General features: G+C 59.4%; 22 protein-coding genes and 1 tRNA gene. 10 read left to right on the top strand and 13 right to left on the bottom strand.

Features of this window, described 5'->3' with window-relative positions; genetic code table 11:
- Positions 1-36: 36 nt before the first annotated feature.
- The 5 genes from ABD937_RS13310 (at position 37) to ABD937_RS13290 (ending at position 3595) form a co-directional block, all read left to right on the top strand.
- Positions 37-444, top strand: a complete 408-nt coding sequence (locus ABD937_RS13310; RefSeq protein ID WP_345256239.1) for a VOC family protein — start codon at positions 37-39, stop codon at positions 442-444.
- Positions 445-933: 489 nt separating this feature from the next.
- Positions 934-1317, top strand: coding sequence for an RDD family protein (locus ABD937_RS13305; protein WP_345256238.1), 384 nt, complete (start codon positions 934-936; stop codon positions 1315-1317).
- A 41-nt stretch (positions 1318-1358) separates the two neighbouring features.
- Positions 1359-2051, top strand: coding sequence for a hypothetical protein (locus ABD937_RS13300; RefSeq protein WP_345256237.1), 693 nt, complete (start codon positions 1359-1361; stop codon positions 2049-2051).
- A 23-nt stretch (positions 2052-2074) separates the two neighbouring features.
- Positions 2075-3163, top strand: coding sequence for an SGNH/GDSL hydrolase family protein (locus ABD937_RS13295; RefSeq protein WP_345256236.1), 1089 nt, complete (start codon positions 2075-2077; stop codon positions 3161-3163).
- Between the two features lie 54 nt (positions 3164-3217).
- A complete protein-coding gene (locus ABD937_RS13290; RefSeq protein ID WP_345256235.1) occupies positions 3218-3595 on the top strand; it encodes a hypothetical protein in 378 nt (125 codons plus the stop codon).
- Positions 3596-3745: 150 nt separating this feature from the next.
- On the opposite strand, the gene ABD937_RS13285 is transcribed toward ABD937_RS13290, so the two are convergent.
- The 4 genes from ABD937_RS13285 to ABD937_RS13270 form a co-directional block, all read right to left on the bottom strand.
- Positions 3746-5326: a M1 family metallopeptidase gene (locus ABD937_RS13285; RefSeq protein ID WP_345256234.1), complete on the bottom strand. Its 1581-nt coding sequence runs from the start codon at positions 5324-5326 to the stop codon at positions 3746-3748.
- A gap of 157 nt (positions 5327-5483) precedes the next feature.
- Complete coding sequence (locus tag ABD937_RS13280) at positions 5484-6887, bottom strand: sugar transferase (protein ID WP_345256233.1); 1404 nt, start codon at positions 6885-6887, stop codon at positions 5484-5486.
- Between the two features lie 4 nt (positions 6888-6891).
- On the bottom strand, positions 6892-7866 hold the full coding sequence (locus tag ABD937_RS13275) for a Gfo/Idh/MocA family protein (protein ID WP_345256232.1): 975 nt from the start codon (positions 7864-7866) through the stop codon (positions 6892-6894).
- 132 nt (positions 7867-7998) lie between these two features.
- Complete coding sequence (locus tag ABD937_RS13270; RefSeq protein WP_345256231.1) at positions 7999-10701, bottom strand: T9SS type A sorting domain-containing protein; 2703 nt, start codon at positions 10699-10701, stop codon at positions 7999-8001.
- Positions 10702-11108: 407 nt separating this feature from the next.
- On the opposite strand from ABD937_RS13270, the gene ABD937_RS13265 reads away from it, so the two are divergent.
- Positions 11109-11525 (top strand): sensor histidine kinase, encoded by a 417-nt coding sequence (locus tag ABD937_RS13265; RefSeq protein WP_345256230.1) that lies wholly within the window; start codon positions 11109-11111, stop codon positions 11523-11525.
- Positions 11526-11671: 146 nt separating this feature from the next.
- Here the strand turns inward: ABD937_RS13265 and ABD937_RS13260 are convergent.
- From ABD937_RS13260 to ABD937_RS13245, 4 genes are all read right to left on the bottom strand, one after another.
- A tRNA-Asp gene (locus tag ABD937_RS13260) sits at positions 11672-11745 on the bottom strand.
- Between the two features lie 203 nt (positions 11746-11948).
- Positions 11949-12632: a YceI family protein gene (locus ABD937_RS13255; RefSeq protein ID WP_345256229.1), complete on the bottom strand. Its 684-nt coding sequence runs from the start codon at positions 12630-12632 to the stop codon at positions 11949-11951.
- Between the two features lie 53 nt (positions 12633-12685).
- Positions 12686-12913, bottom strand: coding sequence for a hypothetical protein (locus ABD937_RS13250; RefSeq protein WP_345256228.1), 228 nt, complete (start codon positions 12911-12913; stop codon positions 12686-12688).
- 480 nt (positions 12914-13393) lie between these two features.
- The gene (locus tag ABD937_RS13245; RefSeq protein ID WP_345256227.1) at positions 13394-13840 is read right to left on the bottom strand and encodes a response regulator; all 447 of its coding nucleotides are present in this window, start codon (positions 13838-13840) and stop codon (positions 13394-13396) included.
- A gap of 448 nt (positions 13841-14288) precedes the next feature.
- Between ABD937_RS13245 and ABD937_RS13240 the strand changes: the two genes are divergently transcribed.
- The 4 genes from ABD937_RS13240 (at position 14289) to ABD937_RS13225 (ending at position 23770) form a co-directional block, all read left to right on the top strand.
- Entirely contained in the window at positions 14289-20312 is a 6024-nt protein-coding gene (locus tag ABD937_RS13240) for a HAMP domain-containing protein (RefSeq protein WP_345256226.1), read from the top strand.
- Between the two features lie 9 nt (positions 20313-20321).
- Positions 20322-21647 (top strand): sensor histidine kinase, encoded by a 1326-nt coding sequence (locus ABD937_RS13235; protein ID WP_345256225.1) that lies wholly within the window; start codon positions 20322-20324, stop codon positions 21645-21647.
- 199 nt (positions 21648-21846) lie between these two features.
- Entirely contained in the window at positions 21847-22905 is a 1059-nt protein-coding gene (locus ABD937_RS13230; RefSeq protein WP_345256224.1) for a hypothetical protein, read from the top strand.
- Between the two features lie 97 nt (positions 22906-23002).
- On the top strand, positions 23003-23770 hold the full coding sequence (locus tag ABD937_RS13225; protein WP_345256223.1) for a hypothetical protein: 768 nt from the start codon (positions 23003-23005) through the stop codon (positions 23768-23770).
- Between the two features lie 124 nt (positions 23771-23894).
- Here ABD937_RS13225 and ABD937_RS13220 read toward each other — a convergent pair whose 3' ends face one another.
- From ABD937_RS13220 to ABD937_RS13200, 5 genes are all read right to left on the bottom strand, one after another.
- The gene (locus ABD937_RS13220) at positions 23895-24527 is read right to left on the bottom strand and encodes a hypothetical protein (protein ID WP_345256222.1); all 633 of its coding nucleotides are present in this window, start codon (positions 24525-24527) and stop codon (positions 23895-23897) included.
- Positions 24528-24582: 55 nt separating this feature from the next.
- A complete protein-coding gene (locus ABD937_RS13215; RefSeq protein WP_345256221.1) occupies positions 24583-24858 on the bottom strand; it encodes a hypothetical protein in 276 nt (91 codons plus the stop codon).
- Positions 24855-25337 carry a hypothetical protein gene (locus tag ABD937_RS13210; RefSeq protein ID WP_345256220.1) on the bottom strand — a complete coding sequence of 161 codons (483 nt, stop codon included), beginning with the start codon at positions 25335-25337 and terminating at the stop codon, positions 24855-24857. Before ABD937_RS13210 ends, ABD937_RS13215 begins: the two co-directional genes overlap by 4 nt.
- Entirely contained in the window at positions 25315-26178 is an 864-nt protein-coding gene (locus ABD937_RS13205) for an AAA family ATPase (protein WP_345256219.1), read from the bottom strand. Before ABD937_RS13205 ends, ABD937_RS13210 begins: the two co-directional genes overlap by 23 nt.
- 103 nt (positions 26179-26281) lie before the next feature.
- Positions 26282-26584, bottom strand: coding sequence for a hypothetical protein (locus ABD937_RS13200; RefSeq protein WP_345256218.1), 303 nt, complete (start codon positions 26582-26584; stop codon positions 26282-26284).
- Positions 26585-26638: the final 54 nt, after the last annotated feature.

The raw sequence follows: 26638 nt of genomic DNA, 5'->3' as shown, positions 1-26638 counted from the left end.
GCATCAGAGCCCAATAGCCCAACCAAAATGAACCCTATGCACACTCCTGAAAACGTCGGCAATGAAAGTATCCGGCCGGTGCTGCAGTCGGCCCGTTCGCTGCGCCCGTTTATCGGTGCGAAGGACTTTGCCCTTTCACGCAGCTTTTACCGCGCCATTGGCTTCGAGGAGGCAGAAATTTCGCCCGACATGTCGGTGTTCACCGCCGGCGGACAGGCGTTTTACCTGCAAGACTATTACGTGCGTGAATGGGTCGACAATACGATGTTGTTCCTCGAAGTGGAAGATGCCGACCGCTGCTGGGAGGCGTTGCATGCGCTCGACCTGCCCGCCCGCTTCCCCGGTGCGCGCCTGCTGCCGGTGCGCGCAGAATCCTGGGGCCGCGAATGCTTCCTGCACGATCCGAGCGGCGTGCTCTGGCACTTCGGGCAGTTTTTCGATTGACCAGCGGGGAGGGGCACGCGGAACGCGCGGAACACGCGGAAGCTAATTTGGGGTGCAGACCTACCTTATTCTCCAATCGTGCCGGGGGCGAGGGATCCAGGGCTATACTCCGCCAAAAAATGCACCATACACCTGGCTGGCAGGTGCCAGATAAAACGCCGAAGTGAGTAGTGCTCATTGGTATTTCTTTTCCCAAGCCACTATCTATTCAAGGGGCTTCGTTCACGAAGCTTTTTCCGCGTTTTACGAACTGCGGCACAGCCGGGTGCTTGCAATAGGTTGGGCTGCTTGCCGCAAGGGTTGGGCAAAGGCCATCGGTAATGAAAAAGATGATCGCCCGAAACAAGATATTCCGCGTTTTCTGAGTTTTTTGCGTGCCCCTTTCTTCGCGGCGGCGCCCGTTTCGTCTACCGGAACAAGGCGATACTCTCATTGTATTGGCTTATGTTGCGGTAGCCTGTGTAGGGCAGATCAATTAACCACCGGTCTATGGATATCCTCGATGATTTTATGGAGAGCGACCGCAAGCCGGCGCCACTCGGGCGCCGGCTGCTGATGCGGCTCGTAGACCTGCTGCTGCCGCTCGCCGCGCTGTGGGCGGTAAGCGTCTACCGATGGCCCCGGCCACTCTATGAGGCGTTGGGCGGAGGGAACGCGTTGCTGTGCGCCTTCGCTTCGCTGCTCGGGTTCCGGTTGCTGTTCCTGCTTGCCGCCGGCGCCACGCCCGGCATGTGGGTTACGCGCCTCGAGCTCCTGAGCGGGGAGGAGCGGCCACTGCACCTCGGTGAGCGGTTCCTCGCCGCGTTCTTTGTTTTTTACCGCGGCGCCGATTATTATCTTCGTAAGAGCTCCTCCCGGAAGCGCCCCGTATAAGCACGGGCCGCCGCCGTCATCACCCTCCAAAGCAACCGACTATGACCCTGCTCGAGCGCTACCGCAACGGCGACTTTCAAAAGGTGCACAACGACATCCGCCTGCTGGGCCGCGACGCCTTCCGCCCCGCCAACATCGATCAGGTGCATCCCGTACTCGACGAGACCTTCCGGCGCGTGCGCCACAACGTGGAACTCGTGCACCGCCACCTGCGCGACACCGGCTACCGGTTCCTGGCCGATTCCTACGACGAAGGCAGCAAGCCCTTCACGCCGCCGCATCCTGATACGGAAGCGCAGCTCGCCGAGCTCGCCCGACGCGTGGCGCCGAGCCACATCCCGCTCTCGCTCCAGTATTTCTACCGCCACATCGGATCGGTTGACTTCAGCTGGGATTGGGAATCGGTGCCCGAGATACCCTGGACCGGCGCCGATCCGCTGGTGATCGCGCCGCTTCCGGTATTGCTCGAAGAGCTCGACCTCTATAGCGGGGACCACGAGCTTTGGATCGCTCCCGACGACCTGGTGAAGGACAACGTCAGCGGAGACGCTTATTACCTTTCGCTTTACCCATACCCGGTGGTGGACGGCAACATCAGCGGTCACAACCTGCCCCTCGTCGAATACCTGCGCCGCACTTTCGAAAACGGCGGCTTCTCGCGCGCCGACGAATACGACTACCCCGGGCTGCAGGAGCTGATCGATACGATCCGGCCGCAACTGCTTCCCTTTTGATCCGATCCCGAATCCCGTTCAAGATGAAGCCTGCATTCATTTTTTGCGCATTAGCGTTGCCCGCCTGCTGCCCCGGCATCGCCTGTAGCCAGCTTGCCGTACGCCCCGGCAACCCGCACATCGCCTACGAAGGCAGGGTAGCCGTGCGTGCCGACTCTGCGGTCTTTTACTGGCCAGGCTCCTCCGCTACGATCTCCTTCACCGGTACCGGCGCCACGGTCACGATGCGGTCGTTGCGTGAGCCAGGTTATTTCTATGCGATCGTTGACGGCGATGCGGCGCGTGCGTTCAAATTTGCAGCCGACAGCAGCAGGCGGCTCATCACCGTTGCCGAGGGCCTTTCCGACGGCCGGCACACCGTGCAGCTATACAAGCTGTCGAACAATACTTCCGCCAATATTTTCTACGGCATCAACATCACGGGGCGGGCCCGGCTGCACCCGCCGGGGCGCCGGCCGAAGCGCGGGATCGAGTTCTACGGCAACTCCATCACCGCCGGCCATGGCGTGGACGTGCCCAGCGGCAAAGGCGACTCCGGCGCACCTGAGTTCTTCAACCAACACTACACCTATGCGGCCCTTACCGCCAGGCACTTCGGCGCGCGGGCTTCATTTATTGCGCGCAGTGGCATCGGCGTTCTGGTGAGCTGGTTCCCGGAGATCATGCCCGAAGTTTATGACCGCCTCGATCCCTTCGACTCCACAAGTAAGTGGGACTTTGCCGGTTTCAGGCCCGACGTGGTCGTGATCAACCTGCTGCAAAACGACTACTGGCTGATCAACAACCCGAATCATCCACAATTCAAGGCCCGGTTCGGCAACACGAAGCCGGATGCGGCTGCCATCATTCGCGCCTATCGCAGCTTCGTGGCCTCTGTTCGCGGCAAATACCCCGCGGCACACATCATCTGCGCATTAGGCAATATGAACGCCACCGAGGCGGGCTCGTCCTTTCCCGGCTATATCCGCGAGGCTGTAGCGCAGCTGAGCGACAAGCGTATCCATACGCTCTTTTTTCCCTATAAGAAAACGCCGGGTCACCCGGTAAAGGAGGAGCAGCAGGCAATGGCCGACGAATTGATCCGGTTCATCAGTAAAACAGTGGGCTGGTAAAGGGTGCAAGGCCACGTTTTGGCACTTCTTGTTGTCTCCTATAAAAACGCTGTTATGAAAATCTTTTGGAGTGTTCTCGTCGCCGGCATCCTGATCGCATCCTGTAAAAAGGAGCCGCAACAGGTCAATTGCAGCCGTCTGTCGCAGGGCATCCGGCAAGATGATGCCACGCAGGTGGCTGCATCGGTAGAAGCCGTTCTGGTCGGTCTGCCCGACCGCCAATACACGGCCGCCAACCTGGCGCTGCTGGCCGAGCGTCTGTCAACCCGCTGTTCCATCGAAGTGCGGGTGCGTTGCTTCGACTGCATAAAGACGCTCCCTTCGATGAGCGAGCTCCACGTAACCACGCGAGGATCAGCCCCGGTTTCGAAAGTGCTCGATATTTCGTATACGGATGAAAACAAGATGGAGTTCCGCGCAATGCACGATTGACCGGGCTTTCCCCATGCTTTTCAAAAGCGAAGACCCCGCCAGCGGCGAGGTCTTCTCTTTTCAGGATCATGTGCGCGGTAGTAAATTCCGTTTCCCGGCCGCATGGGTCGGAATGCAGGCCAATACACCGGGAAGCGATTCTTCATCCGGTTACTTGAACGCACCCTTTTCCTCAAGCCCTTTGAAGAGGTCGCTGAGGTCTTTGCCCGTTGCTTTTTCTAGGGATGCCTTGAAGTCTTCGGGGTAGGGGTGGCGGAACTGCCAGTCGGAGAAATACTGCCGCATGGCGTTGTGCAGGGCTTCCTTGCCGATGCTGAGCTCGAGGATATACATCCAGGTGGCGGTCTTCATATAGGTCACCATGCCGTATTCTTCCTTGTTGCGGAAGCCGGTGGCCGGTGTGTTGATGGCCGCGTTCATCGGGATGCCGTTGAGCGCGTTGTAGATCATCCCGAGAAACTGGTCGGTGGGCAGCTTGCGCACTTCGGCCGGCAGCACCGAGCCGAGCACCAGGTTGGTCTTGTATTTCTCCGCCTCGTACAGGAACTCGTAGTAGGTATTGAAGCCTTCGTCCATGAACCCGTAGGTCCGCTCGTCGGTGGCCACCATCATCGGGAACCAGTTGTGTCCCACTTCATGGGTGATGACGGCATCCAGCGTGGTATCGGTAGCGTCGGGCATCGTGATGAGCGTGATCATCGGGTACTCCATGCCGCCGGAGTTGTCGTTCTTGGGCCCCTCTACGGCCTGCACCGTGGGAAAGGCGTAGGGCCCGATCCAGCGCGAATAGGAGCGCACGGCATCTTTGATAAAGTTGGTGCTGCGCTGCCAGGCTGGGTTGCCCGCGGGATGGTGATAGGCAAAGACGTCGATGGGGCGCGCCGTGGGCTGCAGCTGCAGCGTGTCGTACTCGATCACGAAGCCCTTGTCGGCAAACCAGGCAAAGTCGGGCACGTTGCGGGCGCTGTAGCGGAGCGTCTTGCTGGCGCTGTTGTTGGTGTAGGGCGCATCGTTGTCGGTGCCGCGGTTGGCGGTGCCAAGCTGCTTGTAGCGCGCGAGCTCCTCTGCGTCCTGCAGTTCGCCCGTGGCGCCTACGATATAAGCGCCCGGCAGCGTGATGTTGACCGTGTAGTCGCCGTACTCGTTGTAGAATTCGCCCTGGTCGAGGTAGGGAATGGGGTGCCAGCCCTTACGGTCGTAAACGGCCGGCTTCGGGTACCACTGAGCGATCATATACGACTGGCCGTTGTGGCCGGAGCGCGAGATATAGGTGGGCAGCTTCACATAGAAGGGTGTGCGGATCCGCACCGAGTCGCCGGGGCGCAGCGGTTTCGGCAACAGTAGTTTTACGATATCGGTATGCTCGGGGTGTGCTTCGGTGCGCGCCTCGGCGCCGTCCACGGTGAAGCGCAGCGAGTCGATATAGCCGTTGTCCTTCATCGCTTTCAGCTGGCTCTTTCCTTCCTTCTCGCGTAGCAATTGCTTCGCGAAGGCCGTTTTGTTGTCCTTGTACGCATTGGGCCACAGGTGGATCCAGATAAAGTCCAGCCCGTCGGGAGAGCGGTTGATGTAGGTCATGTCGGCGGTGCCGCTGAGGCTGTGCTGCTGGTCGTTGAGCGCCACGTCGATGCTGTAGCAGATGTGCTGCTGCCAGTACGCGGCCTGCGCCGGCGCCTGTGCCCGGACAGCACCCACTGCGAAAAGGCCAAGGGCAAAGAGGAGCTTTTTCATATGAACAGGAAGTTAGGGAATATCGAATATCGAATAACGAATAACGAAGGTGAGGGAACAGGGAACACGGAACAGGGAACAAGGAATACGGAACAGGGAACAGGCAAGAGAGGGAGCGCCCATTACCCCATTAGCAAATTACCCCATTAGCACATTCCTACAAGCCTTTGCCTTTGAAGATGATCCGCACGGTATGGATCATGATCTTGAAGTCGAGGGCGAGCGATACGTTCTCGATATACACGAGGTCGAACTTGCTGCGCTCGATCATCTCCTCTACATTTTGGGCGTACCCGAACTGCACCATGCCCCAGGAGGTAAGGCCCGGCTTTACTTTCAGCAGGTACTTGTAATAAGGGAAGCGGGCCGTGATCCTGTCGATATAATACCGGCGCTCGGGGCGCGGGCCTACGAGGCTCATGTCGCCTTTCAGGATGGAGATGAACTGCGGCAGCTCGTCGAAGCGCCACTTGCGCATCGTGCGGCCCCAGCGCGTGATGCGCGGGTCGTTGTCGGAAGAGAGGGCCGGGCCGCCATCTTCCGCATTCACGTACATCGAGCGGAACTTGTACATCCGGAAGGGCTTGCCCTTGTAGCCGATCCGCTCCTGCCAGTAGAAGATGGGCCCGCGCGAGGAGAAACGCACGCGGAGGGCGATGTACATCATGAAGGGCAGCAGCAGCAGCAGGGCGAAGAGGGAAGCGATGATGTCGATGAGGCGCTTGAAGTTCTGCTGCCAGTCGGGCATGAGGCCGGTCTTGAGGTCCATCAGCACCGGGCCGAGCACGTTGCTCGTTTTTACGGAGCCGGCCAGGATATCGAGGGTGCTCGGCGGCATCTTGAGCTCCACGTCGCTCTCGCTGAGGCGGTCGATCAGCTTTTCCATCGTGGGCGCGTCGGTGCGGCGGTTGCCGAGGATCACGCAGCGGATGCCTTCGCGTTCGAGCACCGCCTCGAGGTCGTCGAGCGAGCCAAGCAGGCGCAGGCCGCGGCGGGCGGTATCTCCGTTGCGGAGCGGCAGGTACCCCACGATGCGGTAGCCTTCCTCGTGCAGCTTGCGCTCGGTGGTCTGGAACAGTTTCAAAGCCTCTTCGCCTTCGGCCACGATGAGTGCCGGGAAGGAAACGGCCCCCGAATGCAGCTGCCGCTTGGCGGCCTGCAGGATCAGCAGGCGTCCCAGGAAGAGGAAGAAGAAGTGGATGCCGCAGAGCGCGCCGAAGGCGGCGTAGTAATACGTATAGTCGTTCTTGACGTCATCGAGCGTGAATACGAAGAAGAGTACCGTCGCGCCCACGAGGGTGGCGATGAAGGTCTGCGTAAACTCACCGAAGCGCGATTTCTTATAAACGGAATGATAGGAGCCCAGCAGGAGGAAGAGCGTGAGCCAGCCGAGGGGGATAAGCGTCACACCAAGCCAGAAGGGATCATAGTAGCCATGCTCCAGGTCGATGGGCTCGTGCAGCAGGCCCTTGCGCACGAAGTAGAAGGTCGCCCAGGCAAGGGCGCCCGACAGGTAGTCGCTCAGGGCATACAGGGAAGGCGTGATCGTTCGCTGGGCCATGCGCTCAGGAGGCGGTGTGATGGGCGTGGATCTTTTGGAGAATGCCGTGGGCCACTTCCATGGCACGGAAGCCGTCGATCTCGTTCACCACGGGGCGGCTGTCGTTGCGGATGGCGTCCACAAACGCCTGCAGCTCGGCGCGGATGGCATTGCCCTCGGCCACGGGCGGCTGCAGCATGGTAATGTTACGGGTGCCCGCGGGCGTTTCGATCGGGAAGGTGAAGCCTTCGGTGTCGCCTTCCTGCTGCATGCGGATCACCTCGGCCTTCTTGTCGAGGAAGTCCACCGAAATGTAGGCGTCCTTCTGAAAGAGGCGCATCTTGCGCATCTTCTTGAGCGAGATGCGGCTCGAGGTCAGGTTGGCCACGCAGCCGTTGTCGAACTCGATGCGCACGTTGGCGATATCGGGGGTGTCGGTGAGCACAGCCACGCCGGAGGCGGAAAGCACCTTCACATCGCTTTTCACGATGCTCAGCACGAGGTCGATGTCGTGGATCATAAGGTCAAGGATCACGCTTACCTCGGTGCCGCGCGGGTTGAACTGCGCGAGGCGGTGCACCTCGATGAACATGGGCTGCAGCCGGTCTTTGGGCAGCGCCACCCAGGCCGGGTTAAACCGCTCCACGTGCCCGACCTGCAGCTTTACCTTCGATTCCTGTACCAGCTTCACCAGTTGCTCGCCTTCGTCCATCGTGTTGGCCATCGGCTTTTCCACGAACACGTGGCGGCCCTTGCGCACGGCCGCCGCGCAGGTGGCAAAGTGGTGGGGCGTCGGCGATACCACGTCGATGGCGTCGCAGGCGTCGATGAGGGCCTCCGGGTCGGTGAATCGCTCCAGGCCGTATTGCCCGGCGATCGCGGCAGCGGCTTCGTCGCTCGGGTCGTAAAAGCCCACGAGTTCTACGCCGTCGATCTCCTTCCAGTTGTTCAGGTGAAATTTTCCGAGGTGTCCGGTTCCGAATATTCCTACACGCAGCATGCTTGGGAGTGGTGTTGAGGCGCCAAAGATAGGGCGTAGGGGCCAGCGGGCCGCTGCCGTTTGATGGGCGGACGGCGCAAAAAAAGCCCCGGCGCTGCGGCCGGGGCTTCAGTGATGATGCGTTGAAAGGGATTACTGCACCAGGAAGGTCTTGGTGATCTGCTCGCCGTTGGCGCTGAGGCGCAGGCTGTAGAGGCCGGGCGCTGTCGTGGCCGGGAGGGCGAGGGGCTGGCTTACGGCGCCGCCGGAGTGCTCGAGTGAGGCACGGAGCACCACGCGGCCGCTGACGTCCACCACGCTTACTTCATACACACCGCTGGCCATGTCGGTAGCCTGCACCGTGAGGTTGCGGTTGCGTACGGGGTTGGGGAACACCGTGAGCGTACCGCCGGTCTTCTCGTCGGAGAGGCGCACCACGGAGCTGAAGGTGAGCTTGCCGTCGATGTCTACGGCCTTGATGCGGAAGTAGGCGTTGCCGCTGACCGCGCGGGCGTCGAAGCCGTCATAGGTGGCGCCGCCGCCATTGTTGACCGTGGCGCGCACTTCCGCTACCGTTACGAAGCGGCTGCCGTCGGCAGAGCGCTCGATCTCGTAGTGGCTGACGTTGTATTCGGTGGCCGTCTTCCAGGTTACGGATACGCCGCCGTTCTGCTTGCGGGCACGAACGGAGACGAACTTGACCGGCAGGGGGTTCTCGATGTTGGTAGAGCCCAGGGTGATGTTGCCATATTCGGTAGTGGGACCCGAAACGATCGTACCGGCCGTTGCGTTACCGGTGGTGCCGCCGTTGCCGATCGACACCCAGTCGGTGCCATTGTAGCGGGCCACCACGAGGGTAGCGGGGTTGGTGATATAAGAACCGCCTTCACAGGGGCTGTCTTCGCTCCATGTAAGCTGTACGGTAGGGTCAGCGGCGCCGCCGTTCTTCACTACGTTCCAGTATTCGCAGTTGCTGATGCGCACGATCGGGGCCTGCATGGTCGGATCCAGCCCGAGCGCGCTGCTGCGGACATACCGGGCGGTGAAGTCGCCGCCTACGCCGGGTGCGCTGATGCGGAGCGGGGCATAAACGTCGCCACCACCCAGCGGGAACGTAAAGGCAGTCTGGCCAATACGCCGCATGGGCCCGTCAATGTAGGAGTCCGTGTCACCGCCGACGGTCACCGAGGCGCCTTCGTTCAGTGTCAGGATGTTTGTTGACGTGGTGGCCAGCACGCCGGTGATCAGCTGCAGCGGGCCGTCCATATAGACGGGCGACAGCAGTGTTTTCAGGCCGGCGCCGTCCAGCAGGATCGCGTAGAACACGAAAGGATCTCCGGAGCCGGCTACGCTGGCGGTGGCCGTAATATTCTGCGCGGCCGAGCCAACGAATTTGAACTCGTTGTTCGTGGTCACGAACGAAGGGGCAACGGCCGTGAAGACGAGGTCGCCGGTGACCGAAATGGCGCCGATCTCCAGGGTCAGTGTGTTGTTGCGGATCGTGGTGATCGAAAGGTTGTTGTAGTTGCCGTTCCGGACGGTCTGCTCCTGGTTGTTGTTGTAGACCACGGTGCCGCCGAAGGTCTTACCGGCAGGGAAGGGGATCGGGGCCTGCGTAAAGAGCGTACCAGCGTGCCCGGAGGCGTTGAAGGAGCCCAGGATCTGGTTACCGGTCATGTCGAGGGTGGTGCCGGCCGTGGTTACGAAGTTGCCGTTGACCGTGATGGGAGCGGAGGTTGTGGTACCGCTCGTGTTCGATACGGTGAGGTTGTTGTACGTGCCGTTGATCACTTTCTGACCGCCGGTAGGGTTATCGTACATCACGGTACCGCCCCAGTTTCTGCCGGCCGGCCAGGCCAGGTCGGTCAGGGGGTCGCCGGTGGGTACATACTGGGTGCGGATCGTACCCACGTTGGTCTGGGGGCCAACGCCGCCGAAGCCAGGGGGCACATCGAGCTTGTAGGTGCTCATGTTGAACGTGGTGCCCGCGGAAAGCGTGGCGATCTGGCCGGCATTGAAGATATCTCCGTTGGCGGTCTTCACGCCGTTGCCGTCGAAATACAGGTTCTGGTAGGTGCCGCGCACGACCGTCTGGGCCGCGTCCGCGTTGTAAAGCACCGTGCCGGTCTGGGTAGCCCCGCGCCAGTTGCGGTCGATGGGAAGGGGCGACGAAGAAATGTTCTGGGTATGGATGGCGCCGTCGTTGTTGAAGTTGGCGGAGCCGTCGTCGGACAGCTGGCCGGTGCCCATGTCGAGGATGCTGTAGTCGTCCACATCCAGGCCGCCGTTAATGGTCAGGTCCGACGTCACCGTCGTGGTCTTGGAGTTGCCGGGAACTCCGCCTTCGAGCGTCAGGAAGTTGAAGGTGTTGAATGCGGCAGGCAGGGTGTTGTTGTCCAGGATGACCACCGAGCCCGAGCCGGGTGTGAAGGTCGACCCGATGGAGGAGGGGTGTACATAGAAGCCGTTGGTACGGAGCGAGCCGCCGCTGGCCATGCTGAGGATACCGGCAGCGCCGTTGGACGCACCGAGTCCTACGGTGCCGCCCACGGTGAGCGTCCTGCCGCTGGTGAAGGTGAGCGTGGCAGCGGCGCCGCTGGTGCCGTCATTGATATATACGGAAGCCGCCGAGGAGTTGACATCGACGGTCACGGTAACACCCGAGGCGATCGTGACGGCATCAGCGGACGTCGGTACCGAGGCGGGACTCCAGGTGGCCGGGTCGCTCCAGTTGCCGCTGTTGACGGCAAGGTGCTGGGCAAAGGCGCTGGATTGGAAGAGGAGGAGGAACAGCCCGGCGAGCAGGCCGGGGGCAAAAGAACGGTTTCGCTTACGAAGAACGTAGAAAAGGGACATGATAAATAGGTTTAGTTGGTTAGCCGGACAGCTGTCCGGTGGGAGCTAAGCAGAATGAAGAGAAGGGAGTGCGGTCCGGTAGTTTCGGGGCCAGTCACCAGCTTTTCCGGAGTCAGGTGGGGTGCATACGATGGGTTTAAGGGTTGGGGTGGGAATTGTGCCGCAGTGCCTGCAAAACCTGGGCCATGGGGTGGCACAGGGCCTGTTACCCCACTAGTTCCGGGGCTTCCGGACGGTGGCGAATTTGCGCCGTACGGAGGCGCGCCTTTGCTGGTTCAAGAGGCGGTCGTCACACCCATAACCTGTCAGCAACCGAACTGCCGATTGGACAGCTTGCCCCCAAAGCGTTACCGAGCGCATGTGGGTTATTGCCATCGAAGGAATGAAAGGTGGATTATATAGAGGTGTTGCCGAAATCGGTTGCGCTGCTGCAGGGTGCGGTCAACGACATCCGCGACCTCTCAAAGAAGCTGTCGGCCTCCCGCCCCGGGAAGATGCATTACCTCAAAACCATCAACGACCCGGTGGAGTCGGTGCGCTTCGCCCCGGGCGTCGGCATCAACCTCGATCCTGGCGACTGCCCCGAAATGGATGCCGAACTGCACCTCGCGCTGTACCGGGTCCTGCCGGAGCAGCTCACCCGCATCCATAAGAATGCGGCTGCATCGCAGGTCGGCATCGGCCTCTGTATGGAGGTGGGCGAGTTGGTACTGCGCATCGCCGGCAACGAAGCCGGCTTCAACACCGGCGGCAGGTACAAAGGGACCGGGCTTACCAATATGCAGGGCCGGGCACAGCTTTCCAGGGATTGTTCGGGGCAATGAGCGCCATGGGCAGCGGTAACGAGGTCGAAGTGCGTCTACCCGTACGGGTGATGAATGGAACCTGCGTCCCTACGTTCATCAGTTGAAGGTGCTCTCATGGGAGATTGCCCAAACGAAAAAGCCCCGGTTTTCACCAGGGCTTTTTGCGGACCGGACGGGACTCGAACCCGCGACCTCCGCCGTGACAGGGCGGCATTCTAACCGACTGAACTACCGATCCAACTTCCTGTTCCGCGTTTCGAGTAATACTCTCTTGCTGAACGGGTTGCAAATATAAGAGCCGATTTTATTCCCGCCCAAAAAAAATGAAATTTTTTTTCTGGAGGGATCAGCGGACCCGACCGCGGTGCAGGCGCCGCATAAAAAAAGCGCGGCCCTGCATTCTTCGCAAAGCCGCGCCCGGTAAGTGTTTGCGCCGATCCGTCAGGAGCCCTTCCGGGCCTGCAGGTTCAGCTCGATGTTCACGGTTTCTGAAATAAACTTGTCGCCCAGCGTCTTGTCGTTCCCGTAATTCATGTTCCACTGGCGCCGGTCGATGTCGAAGTTTCCGTTGGCCTTCAGCACGTTTCCGTCGAGGTCCACACGGGCGGGAAAGGAGATGTTCTTCGTGACGTCCTTTATAGTGAGGTTGCCGCTCACGGTGAAGTTGGCGCCTTCCACCACGGAGGTGTCCTTGCCTTCGTTTTTGTACGGTGCCACCGAGGTGATTTCGAAGCGGGCCGTGCCGAACTTGTCGGCATCGAAGAAGTCGCCGCTCATCAGGTGCGGACGGAGCTTGTCATCAAACATCCCGCCTTTTTCCTCGAGTTCCATGGAGCGGATGTTGATCACGAAGTTACCGCCGGAGATGGCGTCCCCGGCAAGGGCAACCGTGCCGGAAGAAAGGCGGAAGATGCCCGGGTGATTTTTCCCGACGCCGTTGCCGGTAAACCGGATACGCGAAGCCGTAGTATCTACATTATATGCATCGCCGCTGGCGGTCGCCGCCTGCTGCTTGTCGGAAATGGTGGCATCGTCGCCTTTGGGAGCGGTATCGCTGCAGGCGGCAATGGCAGCTACCTGGAGCAGGAGGGCGGCACGGAGGCCAAGGGATCTGAGCACACGCATAGAGGTTTTTTGCGCAGCCGCTGCAAAAACCGTGCAGCCCTGCAGTTGCCGGCTCAGCGCCCGCGGCGGATGCGGAGCGTGCGCTTCGGCGCGTGGTTCAGGTCGAGAGCGATCTCGAGCTCCGTCACCTGCCGGCGCACGGGCTCCAAAGACTCCCACGACTGCCCGTCGAGCAGCCCCTGGCGCAGGAGTGCCGTGGCATTGTCGTAGCAGGCCTGTAGCTGCGGGCGATTTTGGGAAGTAGCGGCCGGGATCATGAGCAGGGGCGGCCGTAACGACAAAGGGCGGGCTGAGGCCTTTCGTTGATGCACTGAAACAAAACCGGAGCACCGGTCATCCGGTACCCTTCGAGCAGGCGCTCCCAGAGGGTTGTCCAAAGTGCTTGCATGGCTGGCGGTTTAGGTACGGAAACGGCCACAAATAGCGTACCCGGAAATGCGGCTGCCTCGCCGCAACACCCCAAACAGGAGGGGCGCAGGTGCCGGGGAAAAGGCGCTGCCGCAGCCGGACGGATCCTGCACCTGCGGTAAAAAGCGGAGCCCCAATGATTTGGGGCCCCTTCATGCCGTATTTCCATTGACAACTGCCAGGAACCAACACCGGTGGCTCCGCCCGTACACAGGGAGCGGGCGGCCGGCGGAGGAGCCTTTCGTATACACATACCGGTTGCCGGCGGCAAAGGGTTGGGTACCAAAGTGCAAAGCGCAAAAAAATCCGCCCGTTGGCGGGCGGATCGGATATGCGGACTAACCCAATGTGCTTCAGGAACTCGGAACGAGGTCGCTCAGGGCCAGCATTTCGCGGGCCATGCGCTCGATGCCTTTAATGTCGGAAGGCTTTACAAAATAGGCGCGCGCGCCCAGGTCGAGGCAGATCTGGCGGTAGAGCGAGGAGTTGGACGTACTCCAGACGAGCTTCGGAATGCTGGCAAACCGCGGCTCCGCGTTCAGCGCCTTCAGGATCTCGCTGCCATTGACCTCGGGAAGGTTATAATCGACGATGATCAGCGTCGGCAACTCGTAGTCGGGAAGGCTCAAAAGGATCGTCAGCGCCTTCTTGCCATTGGAAGCTACCTGCACTGTTGCGCCAGGCAGGTGCATCGCCATCGCTTCGATCAGCAACTCCTGGTCATCCACATCGTCTTCTGCCAGGAATATCCGGACTGGCAGCCGCTCTTCGGCTGAAAAAGAATGGTTCGGGTTCATCATGGTGGCACACACTATACCATAAAGATATTGGCAATGCAGGGGTTGGGCCAAATTAAGTTTCCCCACGACCGCCTGCTTCCGCTCCCCGGCTGCCGGTAACCGGATGTGGCGTTCTTGCCGCCCACGGACGGCGACTGTCCGGGTTCGGCCGATCGCTGGTTCCGGTAAGTGTCTTTGCTTAGGCGCCCATCGGGAGCCCCCACTTTAATAAAAGAAAAACACCCAGCTCCGCCGTTTAATTAAAATTTCTATTGTAGGTTTGAGCTACCTAATAACCCCCTTAATCATGAATACGGAAATGCCGAATGGTACAGGCTCTTCCCATGAGCCTATCGACCCTATTGAGTTGATTGCTCCGGAAGAGGCTGTTAAGATTGTTGCGGACGGTGACGGAAAAAAACCGGCCCGTAAGTCCAAAGCGAAGGCCCCGGACCCGGTTAAAACCGCGGTGCAAGCCCCAACTCCCATCCACATTGAAACGGAAGACCTGCTGGACAACCGTCAGCTCCTCAAGATCCTATCCGAGGTGCGCAACGGTAATTTCGCCGTGCGCATGCCGGTGGACCAGGTAGGCATTTCCGGAAAGATCTGCGATACCCTCAACGAGATCATCAACCTGAACGAGCAGCTCATGACCGAGCTGACGAAGGCCGGCAAAACGATCGGCAAGCAGGGTAAGCTCACCCACCGGGTGGAACTTCCCTACGCACGCGGCTCCTGGAGCTCCGGCGTGGAAGCCATCAACGGACTTATCTCCGACCTCGTGCACCCCACCATCGAGATCGCCCACGTGATCTCCTCGGTGGCAAAAGGTAACCTGTCGCAGGAAATGACCCTGCAGATCGGCGACCACGTGCTGCAGGGCGAGTTCGCCCGCATCGCCCGCGAGGTGAACGACATGGTGAAGCAGCTGAACCTCTTCGCGGCCGAGGTAACGCGCGTGGCGCGTGAGGTAGGCTCCGAAGGAAAGCTCGGTGGCCAGGCCCGCGTAAAAGGCGTAGCCGGTGTATGGAAAGACCTGACCGACTCGGTAAACCTGATGGCCGGTAACCTGACCGCCCAGGTGCGTAATATCGCCGAAGTAACGACGGCAGTGGCGAAAGGTGACCTTTCGAAAAAGATCACGGTGGACGTACAGGGCGAGATCCTCGAGCTGAAGAACACCATTAACACGATGGTGGACCAGCTCAACTCCTTCTCTTCCGAGGTAACGCGTGTGGCGCGTGAGGTAGGTACCGACGGTAAGCTCGGTGGCCAGGCAGAAGTGCCTGGTGTTGCCGGTACCTGGAAGGACCTTACCGACTCGGTAAACCAGATGGCCTCCAACCTCACCGCCCAGGTGCGTAACATCGCCGAAGTAACAACGGCGGTGGCGAAGGGTGACCTCTCCCGTAAGATTACGGTGGACGTAAAAGGCGAGATCCTCGAGCTGAAGAACACTATTAATACGATGGTGGACCAGCTGAACTCCTTCTCCGCGGAAGTAACGCGCGTGGCGCGTGAGGTAGGCTCGGAAGGTAAGCTCGGTGGCCAGGCAACGGTAAAAGGCGTCGGTGGTGTATGGAAAGACCTTACCGACAACGTAAACCAGCTGGCAGGTAACCTCACCGTACAGCTCCGCGACGTATCCAAGGTAGCAACGGCCATCGCCAACGGTGACCTTACCCAGAAGATCACCGTGGACGTAAAAGGCGAGATCCTCCAGATCAAGGACGTAATCAACCGAATGGTCGACCAGCTGAACTCCTTCGCCTCCGAGGTGACCCGTGTGGCCCTTGAAGTAGGTACGGAAGGTAAGCTGGGCGGCCAGGCTAAAGTACAAGGGGTAGGCGGTACCTGGAAGGACCTTACCGACTCTGTAAACCAGATGGCCTCCAACCTCACCGCCCAGGTGCGGAACATCGCCGAAGTAACAACGGCCGTGGCCAACGGAGACCTTTCGAAGAAAATTACGGTAAACGTACAGGGCGAGATCCTCGAGCTGAAGAAGACCATCAACACGATGGTGGACCAGCTCAACTCCTTCGCATCGGAAGTAACGCGTGTGGCCCTTGAAGTGGGTACCGAGGGTAAACTCGGTGGCCAGGCCAAGGTACAGGGCGTGGGTGGTACCTGGAAGGACCTTACGGATTCTGTAAACCAGATGGCCTCTAACCTGACGGCCCAGGTGCGGAACATCGCCGAGGTGACGACGGCCGTGGCAAAGGGAGACCTCTCCCGTAAGATTACGGTGGACGTAAAAGGGGAGATCCTCGAGCTGAAGAATACGATCAACACGATGGTGGACCAGCTCAACTCATTCGGTTCCGAAGTATTCCGCGTGGCGCGGGAAGTAGGTTCCGAAGGTAAGCTGGGCGGCCAGGCAGACGTACCGGGTGTGGAGGGCCTGTGGAAGGACCTTACCGACTCGGTAAATAAAATGGCCTCGAACCTGACGGCGCAGGTACGTAACATCGCGGAAGTAACGACCGCGGTGGCGAACGGTGACCTGTCGCGCAAGATCGAGGTGGACGTAAAAGGCGAGATCCTTGAGCTGAAGAACACCATCAATACGATGGTGGAACAGCTCCGCGCCTTTGCATCGGAAGTAACCCGTGTGGCCCGTGAGGTGGGTACGGAAGGTAAGCTCGGTGGCCAGGCGCACGTGCCTGGGGTCGCCGGTACCTGGAAGGACCTTACCGACTCCGTGAACCAGATGGCCTCCAACCTCACCGCCCAGGTGCGTAACATCGCCGAGGTGGCCATCGCGGTGGCGAACGGGGACATGTCGAAGAAAATTACGGTGGACGTGCGCGGCGAGATCCTCCAGCTGAAGGAGACGCTGAACACGATGGTGGACCAGCTCCGCGCCTTCGCCTCCGAGGTGACGCGCGTGGCCCGTGAGGTGGGTACCGACGGTAAGCTCGGTGGCCAGGCCTTCGTACCCGGTGTTGCCGGTACCTGGAAGGACTTGACCGACTCCGTAAACCAGATGACGGGTAACCTGACCCTGCAGGTACGTAACATCGCCGAGGTAACGAAAGCGGTGGCCTCGGGTGACCTTTCCAAGAAAGTGACCATCGACGTAAAAGGGGAGATCCTCGACCTGAAGAACACCATCAACACGATGGTGGACCAGCTGAACTCCTTCGCCTTCGAGGTGACGCGCGTGGCACGTGAGGTAGGTACGGAAGGTAAGCTGGGCGGCCAGGCAGAAGTGCAGGGTGTGGCCGGTACCTGGAAGGACCTGACCGACTCGGTGAACATGATGGCCTCCAACCTGACCAACCAGGTGCGCGGTATCGCCAAGGTAGTAACCGCGGTGGCCACCGGTAACCTGAAACAAAAACTCTCGATCGTATCGCGTGGTGAGGTGGCCCAGCTCACGGACACCATCAACGAGATGATCGATACGCTCGCCCTCTTCGCCGACCAGGTGACCACGGTTGCCCGTGAGGTGGGTGTGGAAGGACGACTCGGCGGCCAGGCCGTAGTACCCGGCGCCTCCGGTATCTGGAAGAACCTGACGGAAAACGTAAACCAGCTCGCCGAAAACCTTACCACCCAGGTGCGCGCCATCTCCGAGGTAGCATCGGCCGTAACGAAAGGTGACCTTACCCGACTCATCCGCGTAGAAGCGAAAGGTGAGGTGGAGGAGCTGAAGGATACCATCAACCAGATGATCGCCAACCTGCGGGAAACCACGCTCCGGAACCAGGAGCAGGACTGGCTGAAATCCAACCTCGCCAAGTTCACGCAGATGCTGCAAGGTCAGAAAGACCTCGCTACGGTAACCCGCCGCATCCTTTCCGAGCTTGCCCAGGTAGTAAATGCCCAGCAGGGTATGTTCTACATCCTGGAGCAGGACGAGGACGATCTGGACCGCAAACTCAAACTCTTCTCGGCTTATGCCTATAACGAGGAGCTGAACCTCCAGAAGGAGTTCGCCCTCGGACAAGGCCTCGTAGGCCAGTGCGCTGTTGAAAAAGAGCGTATTCTCCTCACGAATGTGCCGAAGAACTATATCAAGATCGGAACCGGTCTCGGACAGGCCGTGCCCAAGAACGTGATCGTACTGCCGGTACTGTTCGAAACCGAGATCAAGGCCGTTATCGAGCTCGGCTCCTTCGAGCCCTTCTCCGTAACCCACCTCGACTTCCTTGGCCAGCTGACCGAATCCATCGGTATCGTACTGAACACGATCGAGGCCAACTCCCGTACGGAAAGCCTGCTCGAGCAGTCGCAGAGCCTCGCCGACGAGCTGCGTCGTACGAACGAAGAGCTCCAGGACAAGGCACACCTGCTGGTAAAACAGAAGGAAGAAGTGGAAGCGAAGAACAAGGAAGTGGAAGACGCCCGCAAGTCGCTCGAAGAAAAAGCCGAGCAGCTGCAGCTCACTTCGAAGTACAAGTCCGAGTTCCTTGCCAACATGTCGCACGAGCTGCGCACGCCGCTGAACTCGCTCCTGATTCTCGCCCAGCAGCTGTATGAGAACCACGAGGGCAACCTGTCGGAAAAGCAGGTACGCTACGCGAAGACCATCCACAGCTGCGGTGATGACCTGATCCAGCTGATCAACGACATCCTCGACTTGTCGAAGATCGAATCCGGTTATATCTCTACCGACTTCGTCAATGTACGCTTCCACGAGATCACCTCGTTCGTGGAAACGACCTTCAAGCACGTATCGGAGAACAAGAACCTCAAGTTCACCATCGAAATGGACAAGCGCCTGCCCGATGTGCTCGAGACGGACGTGCAGCGCCTCAACCAGACCCTCAAGAACCTGCTCTCCAACGCGTTCAAGTTCACGGAGAAGGGCGGCGTGACCCTGAAGATCTACGAGGCCAACCGCAACTGGAAGGCGGGCAACCCAAGCCTCGACACGGCCCGCCGCGTCGTCGGCTTCGAGATCCGCGACACCGGTATCGGTATCTCCAAAGACAAGCAAAGCATCATCTTCGAAGCCTTCCAGCAGGCCGAAGGCTCCACCTCGCGTAAGTACGGTGGTACCGGTCTGGGCCTCTCGATCTCCCGCGGTCTTGCCGACCTGCTGGGCGGTAACATCGAGCTCGAGTCCGAACCCGGAAGCGGCTCTGTGTTCACCCTCTTCCTCCCCATCGACTACAACCCGGACCATGTGCGCAAGGAGAAGCCCTCCTCGCTTACGATCTCGGAGTATGAAGTGTCGAAGGACGACGACGCCTCTATTCAGACGGTGACCACGGTGAAACTGGCCGAAACGCCCCGCGACCTCGAGGTCTTCAACGAGATCCTGAACGAAACGGGCGACGACCGCAACATCATCAACAGCGGCGACAAGGTCGTGATGGTGGTGGAAGACGACGTGCGCTTTGCCAAGATCATGGTGGAAAAGGCACATGAGATGGACCTGAAGGCCGTGGTGGCCACTTCCTTCGGCGACGTGTTCGAGCTGGCCAACAAGTACAGCCCGATCGCCGTCACCCTCGACGTGAAGCTGCCCGACGCCTCCGGATGGCGTATCCTGGACCTCTTCAAAAACGACATCAACTTCCGCCATATCCCGGTGCACCTCATCTCGGGTGAGGAGAACCGACTCCTCGCCATGCAGCGCGGTGCCCGCTCCTTCAGCCTGAAGCCGCTCAAGAACGAGGCGCTCCACGTGCTGTTCGAAGACATCGTGCGCTACAAGGACTACCGTCCGAAGCATGTGCTGATCGTGGAAGACAACGAGCTCGACTCCTCGCAGATCGCCAAGATGCTCGAGAACCAGGATCATGTAGAGATCCACATCGCAGAGTCCGGCCGCGGAGCCCTCGAGATGATCAAGGACAAAGAATTCGATTGCATCATCGTCGACTACATGCTGCCCGATATCGGCGGCCTGGAATTTGTGACCGAGATCAATAACGTGAAGAAACTCGCCATGACGCCGGTGCTGATCTACTCGGCCAAGGACTTCTCGCCCAAAGAGAAGACCCAGCTGAAGCAGTTCGCCAACCGCATCCTGCTGAAGGACGTGAACTCCCTGGAGCTCCTCCTCGAGGAAGTGGTGCTGCACCTGCACATCGATCACAAGGATCTTCAGCCCGAGAAGCGCCGCATCATCGAGAACCTCCGCTCCCGCGAGGACGTGCTGGCAAGCAAGACGGTGCTGGTCGTGGACGACGACGTGCGGAACCTCTTCGCCCTCACCACGGCATTCGAGCGCTACAACATCAACGTGATCACGGCGGAAAGCGGCCAGGAGGCCATCAATATCCTCGGCGAGAATGCCGCCATCGACATGGTGCTGATGGATATCATGATGCCCGAGATGGACGGCTACGAAACGACCCAGAAGATCCGCAGGGAGCACAAGAACACGAACCTTCCGATCATCGCCGTAACGGCCAAGGCCATGAAGGGCGACCGGGAGAAGTGTATCGAGGCAGGTGCTTCCGACTATATTACCAAACCGGTTAAAATCGACCAGCTCCTGTCCCTGATGCGGGTGTGGCTCTACAAATAAGCCCCAGTAATGGAAGTGACGAAAGAAGGACAGCTAAACCGATCGAACGTAAAGATCCTCGCGGTGGACGACAGGGAAGACAACCTGTTGTCCATCGAGACGATCCTGGAGCGCGACGGGTACATCATCCGCAAGGCCAACTCCGGCCGGGCGGCCCTGAAGACCCTGCTCACGGAACAGGACTTTACGCTCATCCTGATGGACGTACAGATGCCGGATATGAACGGCTTCGAGACGGCCTCGCTCATCTACGAGCGGGAAAAGCTGCGGAACATACCGATCATCTTCATTACGGCCCACAACCAGGATGAGGAGTTCATGTTCAAGGGGTATAAGATGGGTGCCGTGGATTTCATTTACAAGCCCATCAACCCGGAACTGCTGCGCTTCAAGGTGTCGGTATTCGCCGACCTGTACCTGAAAACGAACCAGCTCATGCAGCAGGAACGTACCCTGCTGGCCGCGAAAGCCAACCTGGAGCGCGAGATCGAGGAACGTAAGATCAACGAGGAAAAGATCCGGTTGCTCAACTACCAGCTCGTACAGAACAACGACGAGCTCAAGACCATCAACGAGGAGCTGGACCGCTTCGCCTACGTGGCCTCGCACGACCTGCAGGAGCCGTTGCGCAAGATCATGGTGTTCAGCGACGTGGTGGCCACGAAGCTCAACGGCAAGATCGACAACGATGTGCAGAACTCGCTCAATAAGATCGTAAAAGCCTCCGACCGGATGCAGAAGCTCATCAACGACCTGCTCAAGTTCTCCCGCCATGCCAACAACCACGAGGACTTCACGACGGTGGACCTTAACGAGATCGTGCACGAGGTGGTGGGTGATATGGAGGCAGATATACAGGGCAAGGGCGCCGTGGTAGAAGTGGGAAGAATGCCTGTACTCCGCGCCATCCCCAGCCAGCTCCGCCAGCTGTTCCACAACCTGGTGGGCAATGCGCTGAAGTTCGTGCGACCCGGCGTGTCGCCTAAGATACAGCTCTACAGCGAGTCGCTGCGTCATTCCGACGACCCTTCGCGACCGGGTGAGCAGTATTTTCAGATCTATGTCAAAGACAATGGCATCGGCTTCGACTCGCGCTACGCGGAGGACATCTTCGTGGTGTTCAAGCGCCTGCATAGCTACCACGAGTTCGAGGGGTCCGGCATCGGCCTTTCCATCTGCAAAAAGATCGTGGACCGGCACAAGGGCTCGATCAGGGCCATCGGGCAACTCAATGAAGGCGCCACATTTGTGGTGACTTTGCCCGAAGGTCGCCCCGAACAGATGATTCCACAAAATGCCGGCAGTGCCCCATCAGGGGTGAAAGCCACCGGTTAAATAAAGAAAGACCCGCTCCACGAGCGGGTCTTTCTTTTTCTTGGGGTTTCCTTAACGGAATGGTATCCTCTTTGTACTAACACCCGTGAAAACACCACGAGGCGCCTCACCAGCGCCCCATTAACAACTACCCAAACCAGCAGCGGTACTCCCTGCAAGTCACCAGTCTGCCTGCGGCAAGGGCGCTAACCTATTAACCATGAAGCAATTCTACGGGGGCTTATTCCTGCTCTCGCTTGCAGGCACAGGCCATGCCCAAACCGTTGACCTCAACGACCTCCTCAACTACACGAGTTACACCGTTCAGAAGTTCGACTCCTACCTAAGCAAGAAAGCATACCACCGCGACTACGAGTCTCCCCGTGAGTCGAAAACAAACTACAACTACGTTCAGGTCAAGAAGAAAAGGGGAGAAGAGGTGACCCGCAAATTCTCGTTCCTCGAAAGGCCGGATGCCGCCGTGATCTCCTTCCAGACCACTTCGCTCAACGAATTCAACGACCTCACCCAGGATCTGCGCCGCAAGGGCTTCCATACGTACGAGCCCGCCACCGATCCGGCGAAGCCGGTGCTGTACCAGCATGATCACTACACGGTGAATACCTCGGTGGAGATCCGCGACTCCGTTTCGTACTATACGATGCAGGTGGAGCGCGCCCTGCTGCCGAAGCTCAAGGACATTGAATTTGCCGAGGACCTGCTGCCGTTTGCGTCGCACGAATACCTGGTGTCGACCTTCGGGCCCGGCAACGTGAGCAAGGACGTCTTTCACTATACTGAAGACGAGACCAACAAGTGCTCCGTGATCTTTCCAAACACGCCACGGGAGGTGATCTTTATCTGGGACGATGAAACCAACTACCGGAACGTGTCGTTTCTCATCATCGGTGGCCATGTGCTCACGCACGGCACGGCCGGCTACAACAACCAGATCACCGAGAACGTATGGCGCTCCAAGCAGGGCGTGTTTGCCGGTATGAAGCTGCAGGAGCTGCAGGAGCTCAATGGCGGCCAGCTCTCGTTTTACGGATGGAACTCAGAGCGCGCCGGCATGCTGGCCGAGAACAACCGCGGCAAGATCGACTTCAACAGGCTGGGCATGGTGCTCAGCTGCCTCAACTGCGTCAACAACCCCGCTTACGAAACCAATACCGTCAACTCCGATAAGGCCGTGGCCGACGACCGGAAGATCTACGTGTCCTCGCTGATCGTCATCCCCGACAAGCCGAAGGAGAAATCGGCTACTGCTGCCCGATAAAGATTTTACAGACAACACCAACCCGGCCCCGACGGAAACGTCGGGGCTTTTTTGTGGAAAGTCAGGTCCGGTCCCATCTAAGTTCAAAACCCGTCCTATGCGCGTGCCGGTACTTTTTCTGCTGCTCCTCTCCGGACTCACCTCGCAGGCAAGTTGTTTCTCTGGTATGATCTACGCATGGGACCGGAGCCGCCGGGTGCCGCCCGATGGCTTGTTGCGGATGGTGTTCTACGGAACAGCAGAGGAACTGCTGCCGCGGCTCCGGAAGGCGCCCGCGCTGTACCTGCGGTCGGAGCACGATTCCGTATCCGTGTCGGTGCACGAGGTTCTGAAAGGCGAATTCCGGGAAAGCATGGTGGCGCTGCGCCCGGCAAAGCTGCTACACGCGGGTGCCCACTACCGCCTGGTGCTCGACGCCCTTTGGCAGGGGGCACCCGATCCGCTGATGGAACGTGCCGTATATGGAAACGAGGGAACGACCTTTCTCGTGGAGGAGGCTGGCAACAGGTGGACACTGGAGCTTTCCGGGTGCCCGGCGTTTGTAAAGCACTCCTACGTGTCTTACGGCTGTGGTCCGGAGCAATATGCCTGGTTCCGGGTGCCGGCGGCGCGTGCTGCCGGCACCGCCGTGCGGGTCCAGGTCAGCAGCCCCGGTTCCGGTGCCGTTAATGAGTATGTCGTAGCGTTTCAGGAAGGCTATGTCGGCATCGGGCACGCCATGTGTAGCGGTGCATTTCGTTTTGGGAGCGGCAGGAACTATACGGTGCGCTTCGCCTTGGTGGACCGTACGGGCCGGCAGGGTTCCTGGAGTGATCCCGTGGCTTTTCGGCGCCCGGAGCCTCCGGACGAACGGGAACTGCGATAAAAAGCCCCGACGGTACCGTCGGGGCCTGAGGGTGTTTTCATAGGTAAGCAAATAAAGGGACCGCCCCACAACCAATCCATCCATTCAACCAACCACGGTCCCCTTATTCGTTTCAGGGCGGTGTTCAGCCACTCATCTTCTTCGTCATATCCACGATCACCGCCTGGTTGAAGAGGTCGCCAAGAGAGGTAGGTTCCGGCGCCGTGCGCGTAACGGGTCCAAGCTGCTTGTAATCGGCCTCCTGTTTTTCTTTCAGCTTCATATAAGCCGCGTGGCGCTCCTGGCGGTAGCGATCGAGCTGCATCAGGAGGGGCGCCATGGCCACGAGCGTCTTGATCGGGCCATAATAGCCGGCACGGGCACGCTGCAGGAAAAGGATGATGTCTTCTATGCCCAGGAAGTCTTCGCCGGCGGTCAGCATGATGTCGCACACGGCCACGCTCACGCGCGTTTCGGTGGGACGCTTGTATGCCGGCAGGTTCAGCGCCGCCACGAATTCCTTGATCACCATCAGCAGCAGGCGGTGCATCGTCTTCTTGCCATAGCGTTCCATAAGGCCGGGTATGCGGTCGTCCACGGGGATGGAGAGCAGCTTGTCCCACTGCACGTCGTGCACGTTCTGGTACTGCTGCTGCACCAGGTTGGCGATGAGGGCATACTCCACCGTCTCCGTATAGATACGGCTGCTGCTGCGCTTCTTCTTCTCAGCGCCCGCGCTCTTTGGCGCCGGCGACTTGTAATTCATCTTCCGGATCATGATCGGTCCTTCCGGGCATTTGATAGCATGCCCATTTTTAAAGTTTGAATTGCCGTTATCCTGCCTTTCGCAGGCGCATCATCCGCAGGCGCTGGTACAGACTACCAATGACCAGTGCGGCGTGCATGTTTTCGAGGGCCACGGGGTGCCAGCCCTCGTCGGCGTCCATCACGTAGAGGACGTCGTCGGGGCTCACGCACACGGCCCATGCGGCAAAGGGAGGGGTATGGGGCGTGGTCTTTACTTCCACGGCCGACTCGAAATACAGGTACTCCTGGCCTGCCAGGCCCTTCACGATCCCGATGCACTCCTGTAATATGTTCGTTGTCATTTTGCTGCCAGTGTGATTCGATAGGTAGAACGGGAGCTTTTGAAAGCGCCTTCGATCACCTCGCCGGTCTCATGGTCTACCCCGATACGACCGGGCGCGATGCTGCGGAGGCGCTCCTCCAGTTGTTTCTTATGGTCGCTCAGTAGCTTGATCTGCGCGTCGAGCAGGCGCCAATCGGCATTGCTGCTGTAGTCGTAGGTAACGCCGGCCTCGCAGAGCTCGATCTTGGCGCCCGAGTTCGTACGGAGCTGCCCGTGGTGCTTCGCGAGCTCGTCGCGGAGGTATTGGATATAGCGCTCGTCCTTACGGACCGACTTTACGAATTCCTCCATGGCGGCCAGCGCCTCGGCGGCCGCGAAAACGCCACCTTCTTCGAGCAGGTGCTGCACGGACAGATCGGCGAGGTCGCGGACCTGCTTCTTGGTAAGGCCTTCCTGGATCGCGGGGATCGCTCCCTTACGCGGCACTGAGTTTTCCATTGATGATGTTTCTTCGGTTAGCGATCAATTGCTGCAGGAGCGGGTTGCTGTCCACTTCCGCCTTGTTCTTCGTATACAGCTCCACAAGTTCCTTCTGCGTGGTGCAGTTGTCGACGCGGGCATACCACTCGGATCCGGGCTTGAGCAGGTGTGCGGCTTCCTCGCCGGTCTCGCACCATTGGAGAATGAGCTCGCCGGTCTTTTCCGAAGGCTGAAACGCGGGCCGGCCCATGAAGAGGCCCGTACGGTCCTTGGAGGCGGTTGCCATATGGCGGGTGTCCATTTCGAGGTTGATGGTGAGCTCGTACTCGAAGCCCTCGCGGGTCACTTCCTTCAGGCCGGCTTTCTCCACCTTCACCCGGCCGTTCGCTTCCTTGATCATCTCGTAATCCTGCTTGCGGCGCACCGTGGTGATGAGGTGGGCGGGGCTGTGGAGGATGGCTTCCAGGAAGGCCTGGTGGCGGGGGGTCACCTTCGCCCAGTCCTGGTACTTGCCGCCGAGGCTTTCCACGATCTCGAGGCAGCCGCCGCGCCCTTCCCACTCCTGGGAGATGGAGTCGACGATGATCACCTCCATGCCGGCCTTTTCGCAGGCGCGGATGGCGTCGATGTAGCGCTCGGGGGAGAAGGGCGCCGTGAGCGGCAGCACGTTGAAGTCACCCATGTGCGCATACAGGTCGGCTGAGCCGTTCTCGGTGTCGATGATGGCTACCCTGGAGAGGTCGCCGCCGGTGAGGCCCTTGGCGATCAGGATGGCGCTGTAGGTCTTGCCGCCGCCGGATACGGCGCTCAGGCCGAGGCGGATCTTTGCTTGCTTTCTTGTTGCTTTACGTAATTGCATTGTATATCGTATTTAATCGTACTCTTTTTGATGTGGACGCGTCATGACGCGTCCTTACGGAAATCCTGATAAAGCTCTAGTCGGGACGCTTCATGACGCGTCTTTAAGCCGCTTTCTGCAGGCCGTTCTCGAGCTGCTGGGCGAAGTAGCGGATCGCGGCTTCCTCGAGGTCCTCGAGCTGCCCGGTCACTTCCAGCACCGGGCGGATGTCGGTGCCGTTCCACTTCACAAAGTCGATGTCGACGCTGTAGCGGTCGAACACGTCGATCGGGGAAGCTTCCGGGTTGAAGTAGCCCTTGCCCTCGATCACGAGATCGCCCACGTGCTCGGTCACGATCTTGAGGTCGCGCACCACTTTATGCTTCAGGGGATAGTGAAACACGAATTCTTTCTCTACACGCTTCATGGCACTTGCTTTTATGGATTATTGCACTAAATTTGTGAAGCATAAAGTTACCAC

It is taken from the genome of Flaviaestuariibacter amylovorans (assembly GCF_039541815.1).
In the GTDB taxonomy this organism is placed as follows: domain Bacteria; phylum Bacteroidota; class Bacteroidia; order Chitinophagales; family Chitinophagaceae; genus Flavisolibacter; species Flavisolibacter amylovorans.
Note: the sequence above shows the minus strand (reverse complement) of the source record. Positions and strands in the feature narration are given on the sequence as shown.